Here is an 11,869-nt window from a genome sequence, read left to right as displayed (position 1 = left end):
ATTTCATAATGAACAAATAAAAAAAGGACAAACGAAACGTTGACCTAGCAAAACCGACTTCGTTACTCCTTTTTTAATTTATTATGACAAACACAAACTTGTCTTCCATACATTTGCGAAAAATGTTGTTAACTTTTTTATGAATTATCTACGTTTATCTTAAACAATCTATTATCTGCAGTATGTAGCCAACAGCGTTCCTACCAAAATAAATAGTTAGTATAATTAATATTGCTGGTAAAACTAGCTCCCAGTTTAATAGGAAGTCCTTAATTGTCACTCTTAATATTGAAAAGGTTATAAGAAAAAAATATCCCCCTGCAAATTACCTCACCAAAAATGAAAACCAATATTTTTCAAAATGTTTGATATAGAATATATGTTAAATACTGATGCAATATTTGAAGAACTGGCAACTCTAACCAGTAATCCATATAGGCTCATACTCTCCACTAAGCACATACGAAGCTGCAATGTCTACTATAAAGTCAGTATTGCTAGCACCGCTTCTCCTATCTCTTGAAGTTATCCAATACTGATCTTTCTATTAATTGACATAAAAAATTTCTTTACAGGTTGTTCAATAAATCTACAACTAATCACAAGTAAAGCTCAGTGAAAAATAAAATGATTGATACTAAAACAAAGATATAAAGATTATTGCTCATTAAAATAGCGGCTATAACTAACCAGCTTATAAAGAAAAAAATTCGTTTATTTTTATTCCATGCTCCCCACTTTTTTCTATCAATACCTACAAACATGCATACTAAAATTGGAAATATGATAATTGTTACATTAGAAGCTGTCTCTAACAATTCTCCTCACCTTTCTCCTAAACAAAATCACTAAATATCTTTGTGAGAATCCCTAAAAGCAGATAGAACATTATTACTGTATCCCCAAAACTACGGAATACTACATATCTTTTATTTAATCACCAAAATCTCCCCAAACCATTAGCATCATCCTGTCATTTTGAAAGCATTTATTTTTTTGTAAATAGATAAGACTTTAACTATTGCTTATTTTGAAGAATATAAAAAATTGTAGACGTAATTCCACAGCAAACGGCCAAAAGATAATTTCTTTGAGACAATGCAATCAACATCAATAACACGAATATAAGTTGAAGTCTTTTGAATTTCAATTTACTATTTCCTTTATGCTCCATAGACATTTCCTCCAAGATTCCTTTTTTACTTTAAAATTCTATCCATTATAAGTTGATATTATTCACCATGTAAATAGCTCGATAAACGAATATAAAAAGACTATTAAATTAAGTCCTAACATTACTTACTTAGTTGTTTTTTTAATCGCAACATAGCAAAATGTTACAAGTATCAAAACGGTTCCTATTATGACTATCACCAAGTTTACAACATCCTTAGAAAATGGTGTCAAAAGAGAATATACTACCAATAAAAATAATGCAAACAAAGTCAACACAATATATTTTCGTTTCATTTTTACTCCCACCTCTGCAAAATGCAGTTGCCATCCTTACTTATATCACTGTAAAATCTACTCTCTTCTGGAGGTTATATCATCAAATTTTCCTACAACTAAGCAACTCATTACAATAACTCCAATCATACATCCTATAAACAAGCCCAATAAAAACAAGAGCATAAACATCCCTCCTTAAAAATATTTATTTTCATCAAAGAAAGGTAGGTCAATAACTATGTCCCTACCTTTCTGAACTACTATAAGAAATTGACTACACAATTATCTTTAAAAATAATTATTCTGTAATATCAATTTTTTTAAGAGCTAAATATAGTCTGATCATACACTCTTGATAGCAATCTTCATCAAAGCTTCCATTACGACAAGATTCTTTAATCAGCAATGGTTTAAAACTGTTCACAATCTGAGAAAACGCCTCTTCATCATCCTTTTGAACAAGAATAACGAGTTCTGCCAATGACTTCATTTCACGCATCCTCCATTTTTTAGCACTCATTTTTCACAGCGAGTGCTTCAGGGAGGAGCACGAATCATATTGTTTTTTAAAACTAATGAATTAGACGTTTTCGAATTTTTCCTAGAATACGTTGACGCTTTTTTGTTGCACCTTGTCTTGTCATTGATAGTCGAATAGAAATCTCATAGTCTGAATATCCAAAAATATATTTTTGAATTAGTAGAGATTGATCTTTATCAGACAGTTTTTGGAATTCAGTGGCTAAGGCAAAATTAGAGAAATCTAGCGGAAATTTTTCAGATACTACTGTAACAGTTTCTTGTGGATACATTGCTTGCTCCTCGATAAAGTAATCTAGTATCTTTTGTCCAGAAACAAATTCAGTATCTTTTAGTCTGCTATTTTTAGCAAAATAATTAATCGCCGTATTGTGAACTGTTTTTTGAATATAGCTAATAATTTGTGCATCATCATTTGCAAAATCAAAATTCTGATTCATCACTGTCACTTCTTCCTTTGAAAATTCGAAAGGAAAAAGATATACGGACAAATTAGGTTTTAAGTCTATATTGCCAATATCCTCTCATAGCACGTTCAACAGGGATTGATTCATCTCGATTAATTTTTGGAAGAATATTATTTACAAAATTGCGATAATCCGGAAAAATTTCATATGACTCCATCCACTCGTGATAAATTTGTTTGGCGGATAATGGTTTTCCTGCCTCTTTCAAAATTGATGCAATAATAAACCCGTAATCTTTGTAAGATCGATGATGATTGTCGATTGCTTTTCGCTGAGTAAAGTAATCTTGGAGCTCCTTTTCATTTCCTAAATTCATTTGCTCCACTTCACGATGTATTGCTTTATCAGAATTTGTCGTGTCTTGATTATCTTCTAAATGAATCAAGTATTCTTTTAGATCAAAATACTGTTTTGAAAGCTCCCTTCTTTCCTCCATCAATAGTCTCAGTTGTTCGTACACTCGACATTTTTCATCACGAATATCCATATTCTTTCTTCCCCTTTCACTACTAAAAACAAAAAGGGAACACAAAACTGGACATTAAATCGAAAATTGTTTTAACAACGGCAAAAAATATTTATCTTCGGCTTTTTTTCTCGCCAGCGCTGCTTCACTTAGATTGTCATACGTACCCAGATAGTGTCGCTTTCCACGGAAAGTAATATAAGCTACCCACATTCCCTTACATCGATAAACTCCTTTTACGCCACTAGTATTGTTTTTGGCCAATTTAGCTTTCAAACATTCGACAATTGTTCCTTTTACACAAGTTCTACTTTCAACTCTTTTCAAACAACCACAACTTTTTGTGTGACCTGATGATAAGTTGCCATAGCTTACTTCACATAATTGACCGCAGCTACACTTACATCTCCATTTTGTTTTCCAATCTAACTTCTTATTTAATGGTTCAATGACGGTCAGGTTACCGAATATTTGTGTTTCAATGTGAAACTGTTTTTCCTTAAGACATCCACAACTCCGGATTTCTCCTCGTTGCAATCGTTTTGCCGATGCCATTATTTCATTGCCACACGAACATAGGCATTTCCATACAACGGTTCCTTCGCTACGTTCTTCTGTTGGGGTAAGGGCAACTAGTTCACCAAATTTTTTATTAGATAAATCCTTATATCTATGCCGATTTTTAACATTTCCACACCCGCAGCTTTTTGTTCGACCCGAGACTAAATTGGAATGATAAACAATTGTTTCTTGTCCACAATCACAAAGGCAGTGATACTTTTTATAACCATTTTGAATTAACTCATCTAAAATAATCAGATGACCATATCTTTTTTGCATAACCCATCGCCTCATTACTCATGAAATCTATGTACTGAGATAACCAGGGGACCACCCTCGTTATCTCTACTAAATCACTTCAAATTTGAAGGTCATTTGGATGTTACATTTTGTATTTTGATATTTTCCGTAATATGCTCCTTTAATTTGAAATCCACCAACTGCTTGAGAATTTAAAATTCCCAATTCTTGATTTGCTACTGACGGATGCAACTCAATCATCGGAAACTGAAAATCTTCCAATGAGCTCAGACTTAATTTTACTTTCTCATCTTTTCCACTAGGTTCGGTATCATTAGTCCGGATGACATCAATCGTTGAACTAGAATCCACTTGCATTTTGGCTAAAGATACTTTGAGCTTTGCAGTTGAATTATTTTTCACTTCGTAACTCGGTGATGATACCTTACCGTTTTGAACATCTGTTGATCCAAAAATTACTTTTTGCGGGATAGTAACATCAATCAAATCTTTGGCATCTAAAATATTAATCGTGATATCTTTCGTAAGATTGCCAAGTTGAATCGTAGCAGTATAGGAGCCAAACTGAGGCTTTACATCATGCTTAATCACTTTAATTTGCTTAGATATTTCATTTCCACTTGAAAGTTCCCACGCTTTAGATTGACTTTCTTGCAAAATCCATTCTTCAATTTTTGAAGCAGGAACTTGGTTAGAATAGGCAGTGAAATTTTGCGAACTCAATACATATTGATTATCAAAGATACTATGATGATCATGTACAAAAACAGGCACAGTCACTTCTGACTTATTCCCATTTTGATCAGATAATTCAACTTTCGCATCCGTCAAACCAATTTTAGATGTATCAGGTATTTTTACATATTTTGCCGTTATTTTTGAAGTATCATCGTTATCTTGCAAATTTTTTACTACATCAAGTGGGTTAGTTGATATACTGCCGTTAACAAGCACCATTTGTAAAATACCATCCCCGATAGGTGCAATAGCATCAGGATTCACGGTTAGCTTTGCTTGTGCTTTAGTACTGTTTCCAGACGGATCGCTCACGACAAGAAAAACATCCTGGCTTCCAATCTTTTTTACATCAGGAGCTGGTTTTGAAGGATCAAACGAAGTTCTCATTTTTCCGGTTTTATCATTATCAGTAATTGAACGAATAAAATCATTTGCATCTACTTTTGATCCATACTCAATGATTTTTTCCTTTGTGTTAACTAGTGGTGGCGTAGAATCCTGTACACCAATTGTTGACTTCAATAAAGATGCATTACCTGAACTATCTGTTAACTTCATTTCAAAGGGATGATTTCCCAAGCCTAAACTGTTAGGATCAGTATCTGAATAAATAGAAACAGGTTTTGTGTCATTATCCCAAGGCTCATATTCAAGAAAGTCTCTGATTTCAGCATTCGTGCCCAATTCCAAGAAAATTGGATTAATCAACTGTCCCGTTGGAGGAGTGGTATCAATAACAGTAAAGGGAATATCAACAGGTACTGTATGGCTATCGTCAAAAAAAATAAATTTCCCACTAGTTTCCCCTATTTTTGTATCATCAGGTTTCTCTTTCATGTAATAAGATACTTCACCTGTGTTTCCACTATAATCCACGAAGCTTAAAGGATCGTCTACCTTGATATCGAATAGATTTAATTGGATTTTATTTGTCTGTTTTGGAATTACTGTAAGATGTTTTTGTGCTACATTCACTGTAAAAGAATCCTTTATTGTCCCGCTTGGACCAAAGCGATCATTTACTGTCCACCAAACTCCAGCCACATTCTCTTTAACGTGAAAAGACCAATCTAGTTGATATTCAATATTTATTGTTACCTTAGGTGAGGAGCCACTTCCTCTTTTTAATTGAATATTATTTGAATTATAGCTAATACTCACAGTATTTGGATCACTACTAGTCATGCTTTTGATAATTCTTTTAGCTGGTCCAGTATATGCATACTCATTTTTATGCCAATCATTACAATAAAATTCAAAATCAGTAGATGTTTGGTATCCTCGAGTATAACCCTCATCAGCTGGAAGCACAGTTTGCTCAAAATAGACTTTCATGTCATTCCATTCTTTCTGTGTTGCATCTTGCGCTACGTCTCTAGCAGTATCACCAGAATCACTTGCAAAGCTATATGTGGGAAATGACAAACTTCCAATAATGCAAACGAAAGCCATAATCAAAGAAAAGCTACTTTTTTTCATAAGCACCTCCCAATAGAAACCTCAGCTCTAAAGCGATAAGCATAAGGACCACTCCAATGAAGGAGAGAAATTTACTATTATCTCCTTCATTGCCTAATTGTGGTAATTTATCCATCTTATCATTTTGGTTTTCATCAATTACATTAGAATGTTGGTCGCTTCCTTTGCCAATGATTCCCTCAATCGGAATATGATTAAACTGAATACTTGATGACTCAGCGAAGGTCTCGATTGGACAAATAAAAGTTAGAATGATTACTAACGATAGCACTATAAAACCATAGTATTTTTTCATATCAATTCCTATTGAACTTCAAACTTAAGAACTAAATCATATTGTGGATTTAAAGCATTCTTTTCAAAATTAAACCCTGTTGCTACTCCACCACTTAATTTAAATTCAAGCTTGTCTCCAGTTGGATTCAAAGTACCAATTTCCGCCGGGAATTGAGCAGGATTTTGCGGATCTGTCGTGTGCAAAGCAATGTCTCTGTTTGCAGTTTTATTGGTTAAGTTCAAAGTCAACTTATCACTAATTTTTTCAGCATCCGTTTGACTTCCAGATCCTCCCGGTGTACCACTATCCTTAAAATCGTTAACAGAAATCTTAACTCCTTTTGAGGAAAGATTTTCAATTTCATATAGTGGAGAAATAATACCTGTACTTACATCCGTTTGACCAAATAAGATTTTTGTTGGAATTTTAACATCAACCCATGCAGGATCTGTTGGATCTGGATCTGGTTGAGTCGGGTCTGTTGGATCTGTTGGGTCAAATTCTTTAAATGTTCCTTCTGCCGGAATAGTAGCAGAATCTTGTTTTTTGACTTCCTGTGGTTGGGTATTCGGATCTGGTTGACCATCTTCATAGGCAAACGCAGCTGATGGCCCTAATAATGCTGCTCCTCCAAATGCGACTACACCGAAAAGTGCTACAAATTGCGTTTTTTTCATTTTTGTTCCTCCATTGTTTCTATTATTTATAACTAGATATTCTAGTTATTCACAGATAATTGCCCTACTACCAGAGTTTCTCCAACCTTTTTTTGTGCCTTATCGTTCTCATAATAGGTGACTAAATTTTGAGTTTTATAAACACCTTTTTTGATGGTAGTGCTTAATTTACCTTGGGATACATACTGTTTTGGCTTAATGAGACCTGAATCATAAACAACTTTATTCTCTCCATCAATTGTAGTCTGAACGCGTATGGCATATTGATTACTTGCCGGATTTAATATACTGACCTCGCCAACCTCTGATGAAGATTCAAAAACCATATCAGAATTCATTTTCAAACGTACTTCGCTTTTATCAGCCTTCGCTTGAAGAAGCTCTTCAAATTCTTTTTCGCTCATATCCTTAACAAACTCACCTGATTTCCCATCAGTTTCGCCGGCAACTACATTGGGAGCAGTTTGATGAGTTAAAAAATAGTAGTACACACTTCCCACTAACAGAGCTATCAACAAAATTAAAAGGATAACAATTCTTGATCGTTTTTTTCTTTCCATTCTCCTTACCTTCCATTGTTTTTCTTACTCTAATGTTGTTATAATAATTGTAGCTTGTCAGCTTACCTATGTTTCCAACAACGGTGATAACTATAGAACAATACTTCTCATTGAGAAAGTTCATTTTTAATCTAACGTTCGTTAACTATTGGAGGCTCCATATGGAAACATTATTAGAAAAAAACTTACAACGACACTATCAAATCATTAAATTTCTCATTTATAGAGACTGGGAAAAAATAAGCACTATTTCGAAATTTACCCAAATCTCTGAAAGTACAGTTCGTAAAAGCATTGGAGATATCAACAGATACATCACTCCAGCGAAACTGGAAAGTAGTAAACAACTTGGTGTACGGCTAATTCTCATGCCTGATCAAAATCCTTTTTTTATTTTTTCTGCACTGTACAATCAGTCTGCAAGATTTTCCATACTTGAAGAAATCTTCTTAAGTAGACATACCAACTTGACCTCTCTAGCTGATCATCTTTTCCTCAGCATTTCTACATTAAAAAGAAAGATAGGAACAATCAATGAACTTTTAGCTCCTTTCGACTTTCACATTGACTGTACTTATATGGACATAATCGGTGATGAGAGAAAAATCTGCTGGTTCTATTTTTGCTACTTAATCGAAAAATATGGACTCATTGAAAAAGTAATTACTGAGAACGATGTTGAATTGATGGATGAGATCATGCAAGAGTTTATGGATTGTTACCCATTTTTACAAACACCTGCACGCCAAACCTATTCTTATGTAAACAAATTTAGAACTATGTTATTTATTAATTTTCTACGCATTCGCAGAGGTCATTTACTTCCAAGCCAATCACAAAATGATCAAAAACATGGGTTTACTTTTTCAGAAGAGTTAACTCAAAAACTTTTTCAACACTACCACACTGAGATAACCTCAAAGAGCATATATCGATTATTTTACATATTTTTCAATGATAAATATGTATGGTCAATGACAGATTTAAATCAAAAATGCTCCTTAAATCCAAAAATTAATCATCTTCGTGTCGCGATAGAAAATACATTAAACTCAATTGTTAAAAAGGAAAATCTAATCCTATCAAATAAAGAAGAACTTATGCTTTATCTATACAACGCAACCACTTATATTGGGGGACCTGCAAAAATCCTTTATAATCCTAATGAAGAATTTTTTATCAATCTCAATAATTATTACGAAGGATTCACACACAGGGTCAAAGAAATTGTATCTCGTTATTTTTTAAATAGTGATTTACCAATTTATGTAGATGATTCCGTTATTAATCGATTACTATTTATGGTGGTCACTTCATGGGACTCATTATCTGATCAATTGGAACAAAAATCGCCAACTATTAAGACTGGACTCTTTTTCAATACGAGCTACGAGCACTGTAATTTTTTGAAAGAAGATATTATGTATCATTTAAAAACGCGATTGAATGTGGATTTGATTGACGCTACTAGCCTTACCTCAGTTAGAGAAAGAATGTGTAAGTACGATCTTTTGATAACCAATCTTCCATCACTGTTCGTACCAGAGTGTACCGTAGTATCTATTCATTCAAACCCTACTCCAAAAGATTTTGAGAACATACTCACTGTCTATAATGAAATCGTGAATAATAAGCAAGACTTTGATTTGTCCATAGTACAAAAGCAGAACAGTATTTATAAGTATTAAAAAAACGATACTTGAATTTTTATTCAAGTATCGTTTTTACGTTATATAACGAAATGATGAATTACTATTTTCTTGTAATTTCTAATTGCCTGCTTTCCTCTCTTAGCAATTCTACTAAAATTTTTTTATTTTTCTTCAATAAACTAGAAACACCATTTGAATCAGAAAGCTTCTCTAGCACAACATTAAGTGCGAAAACATTTCTATTAGCATTCATATTATACTGAACAATTCTTTTGCCATCTTCTTCTGTTTCAATTCTGTGAGAGACTGGCCATAGTGTAACTCTGCTATAAAAATAATTTAAGTAACTTTTCGCCCATGCAACAAGATTAATTCCGTATTCATTATGAACATCTTTAATAAATTTTTTTGACTTTAAACTTATTTGGTATTTAAAGCTTGATAGACTAGTGTTTTTACTATAAATTCCGTAATAGTCCTTTGCAAAGGATAATATTTCTAATGGATATTCACTTAAATAAGCCTGTTTTCTTACCACTTCAGTGAATAAACTATACGATAATTTTTCCCAATCTTTTTCATCTGAAATCAGTAAAAAGTAATCAGTATCATCTAACACCATAGAAAGTTTACGATTAACTTTCACATTATATTGATTAAATAGTTTAATCAACCACCGCTGCGTATCTTCACTAAATGAGTCAATCTCATACTGATAATTGACATTTCTTCTCAATTCTTTTAATTGTAGATTTTTCTGGGAACTTTGATCGTCCTCTAAGATTTTATAGAAATCAAAAATATACTCTATTAATTTCCGAATGTTATCTTCTTTATTCTTATATTCTGTTTCATCAAATCCTTCATATTTTTTTCTAAGTTTAATATATTCCTCTATCTTCATATGGATTCACAAGCTTGCTTCATATATTTTTTGTAAAGCTCTTCCTCAATTGGTGAAATTTGATTATGCCAATAATACATAACCAATATTTCCAAAATTTTCTTTTTTCCCCTGATATATGGCAAAGTTGACAGTTGAGAATATATAGCATCTATATTAAACCTATTTTTCTTAGCCTTCATCGGATTATAGTATTTACCAAAATCTAAATTATCATACGTACCAGCGGGCCACATATGTTCATATTCAGAAAAATTTGATGCATAATTTTCTGCCCAGATAAGTAAATTAACATTATATTTATCATTTGTTTTCTTGATATAATTGTTGATTTTTTCATTAAAGTTCATCACTGGCTCATTCTCGCCCAAATAATTAATATTCAAAACTCTATGTTCATCAACAATATACTCGTAAAGTTGATCTATATAGTTTTCCATAAAGGGATACTTTTTAATTAGTAAGGAATAGCATTTATATGAATATTTTCTGAAACTATCAGGTGAATTGGTTAGTAAAAAAGTATCCATTTTATTTAGCAATTTTGAAATTTGCTGATTCATTTTTTTGTTATAACGAGAATATACCTCTATAAGCCATTTCTGGACATTTGTTGAGTATTTATCGACTTGCTTTTGATATTTTTCCAGTTTTTCATTGTTTTCAATTTGCAAAGATTGAGTTTTATCAATGTTAATATAAGTATTAAAATATTCAAAAACATAATTTACACAATCCTGTAGATTAACATCTTTCTTTTTTAAGTCAAATAAGTTCTTCTGATCATCTTTCAATCTTTTTTCAATAAATTTATCTAATGTAATCATTTAGTCTCACCTCTCATGAATGAATAGTTTTGTTATTATTATATAATATCAAATTACAAAAGATAAATTTATTATTATCTAGCTAATATGCTTCTATGACCTTCCAATTTTCCGACTTTTGTAAAACAAAAGAATACTGGAAATTATCTGTTGCTTTTGTAGTATCATCAAGGTACTTTGCTACCACTGAAACTTGATAATTCTCTCCTTTTTGTCGGAAAATAGGATTAGTAAAATCTATAAACCTCAATGTAGTATTTATTGGTGTAACGACACTATTTTCTACATAATACTCAAGTTCTTTTTCGGAAGCAGTTGGATAAAGCTTGAAGAACGTCTCTAGAAACTCGGTGATTTCTTCCGTTGTTTTAGCATCAATTTCTGAATCAGTTTCTACTTGTTTTGTCTTATACTTCGCCTTTTCTGGTTTTCCAATCATAGTAGGCAAGCTGGACACAATATGGTTTCCTTTCTTATCTTCATATATTGTCACTCGGTAAGCAGATGAAACTTGCTGCGTTTTTTTCCCTTCTGTAATCTTTTGACCTACTAAAAATGAAACGACAAAATCATCTGAGCCCTTTTCAACATCAAAAATTCTTACCGATTGAACTTCGGAACTAGTAGGAATATCCGCTCGAATCATATCTTGGCTCAAAGCGAGTCCTTCTTCTGCAAGATACTGTTCAAGATTAGTCATTCTCTTTTCGATTACTTCCTTGTTATTCTTCCATGAAAAGTATTCTTTTACAAAATCCTTCGTAAAACTTTCAACTCCAAAGGTATTCACTACCTTCTCTTTTACAACCACTTTCTCATGGGTTGTATGTTGATCAATGGCCGTGAAATTCTTGTAAATACCAAAAGATAAGCTACAAAGGAGTAAAAGCCAAAGGGCAAGCACCATTTTTCGATGCTTCCCTACGGATACAACTCGTTCTTTCTTCTTTTTTGGGCTCTCTTCTTTTTGATTCCGTTCAATTTTGATCTTCATGTTTTTACCTCTTT

12 protein-coding genes are annotated in these 11,869 nt (G+C 32.6%); 1 reads left to right on the top strand and 11 read right to left on the bottom strand.

The features are described from left to right. Positions 1-1,750: 1,750 nt before the first annotated feature. The 8 genes from IGJ76_RS05925 to IGJ76_RS05890 all read right to left on the bottom strand — a co-directional run bounded on the left by IGJ76_RS05925 (position 1,751) and on the right by IGJ76_RS05890 (position 7,478). Positions 1,751-1,942, bottom strand: a complete 192-nt coding sequence (locus IGJ76_RS05925; RefSeq protein WP_081123249.1) for a helix-turn-helix domain-containing protein — start codon at positions 1,940-1,942, stop codon at positions 1,751-1,753. Between the two features lie 82 nt (positions 1,943-2,024). Beyond that, a complete protein-coding gene (locus IGJ76_RS05920; protein ID WP_075492091.1) occupies positions 2,025-2,432 on the bottom strand; it encodes an RNA polymerase sigma factor in 408 nt (135 codons plus the stop codon). A gap of 52 nt (positions 2,433-2,484) precedes the next feature. Next, a complete protein-coding gene (locus IGJ76_RS05915) occupies positions 2,485-2,946 on the bottom strand; it encodes a hypothetical protein (protein ID WP_075492081.1) in 462 nt (153 codons plus the stop codon). Positions 2,947-3,000: 54 nt separating this feature from the next. Next, positions 3,001-3,765, bottom strand: coding sequence for an AP2 domain-containing protein (locus IGJ76_RS05910; RefSeq protein ID WP_075492083.1), 765 nt, complete (start codon positions 3,763-3,765; stop codon positions 3,001-3,003). Between the two features lie 69 nt (positions 3,766-3,834). After that, positions 3,835-5,964, bottom strand: coding sequence for a hypothetical protein (locus IGJ76_RS05905; protein WP_430596822.1), 2,130 nt, complete (start codon positions 5,962-5,964; stop codon positions 3,835-3,837). Then, on the bottom strand, positions 5,951-6,259 hold the full coding sequence (locus tag IGJ76_RS05900; RefSeq protein ID WP_016171834.1) for a hypothetical protein: 309 nt from the start codon (positions 6,257-6,259) through the stop codon (positions 5,951-5,953). The genes IGJ76_RS05905 and IGJ76_RS05900 overlap by 14 nt, the downstream gene beginning before the upstream one ends. An 8-nt stretch (positions 6,260-6,267) precedes the next feature. Next, a complete protein-coding gene (locus IGJ76_RS05895) occupies positions 6,268-6,918 on the bottom strand; it encodes a hypothetical protein (protein WP_016171833.1) in 651 nt (216 codons plus the stop codon). A 41-nt stretch (positions 6,919-6,959) separates the two neighbouring features. Beyond that, positions 6,960-7,478 (bottom strand): hypothetical protein, encoded by a 519-nt coding sequence (locus IGJ76_RS05890; protein ID WP_159723529.1) that lies wholly within the window; start codon positions 7,476-7,478, stop codon positions 6,960-6,962. A 161-nt stretch (positions 7,479-7,639) separates the two neighbouring features. Here IGJ76_RS05890 and IGJ76_RS05885 point away from each other — a divergent pair, with 161 nt between their 5' ends. Then, on the top strand, positions 7,640-9,166 hold the full coding sequence (locus IGJ76_RS05885) for a helix-turn-helix domain-containing protein (RefSeq protein ID WP_430596821.1): 1,527 nt from the start codon (positions 7,640-7,642) through the stop codon (positions 9,164-9,166). A 64-nt stretch (positions 9,167-9,230) separates the two neighbouring features. Here the strand turns inward: IGJ76_RS05885 and IGJ76_RS05880 are convergent, their stop codons facing one another. From IGJ76_RS05880 to IGJ76_RS05870, 3 genes are all read right to left on the bottom strand, one after another. Continuing rightward, positions 9,231-10,034 carry a hypothetical protein gene (locus IGJ76_RS05880; protein ID WP_430596820.1) on the bottom strand — a complete coding sequence of 268 codons (804 nt, stop codon included), beginning with the start codon at positions 10,032-10,034 and terminating at the stop codon, positions 9,231-9,233. After that, complete coding sequence (locus IGJ76_RS05875; protein WP_227326723.1) at positions 10,031-10,861, bottom strand: hypothetical protein; 831 nt, start codon at positions 10,859-10,861, stop codon at positions 10,031-10,033. Before IGJ76_RS05875 ends, IGJ76_RS05880 begins: the two co-directional genes overlap by 4 nt. 82 nt (positions 10,862-10,943) lie before the next feature. Then, positions 10,944-11,855, bottom strand: coding sequence for a conjugal transfer protein (locus IGJ76_RS05870; protein ID WP_227326724.1), 912 nt, complete (start codon positions 11,853-11,855; stop codon positions 10,944-10,946). Positions 11,856-11,869 lie beyond the last annotated feature (14 nt).

Origin of the sequence: Enterococcus sp. DIV0175 (assembly GCF_050529075.1) — a bacterium.
In the GTDB taxonomy this organism is placed as follows: domain Bacteria; phylum Bacillota; class Bacilli; order Lactobacillales; family Enterococcaceae; genus Enterococcus_B; species Enterococcus_B thailandicus.
This window is presented reverse-complemented; position numbering and strand designations above follow the sequence as displayed.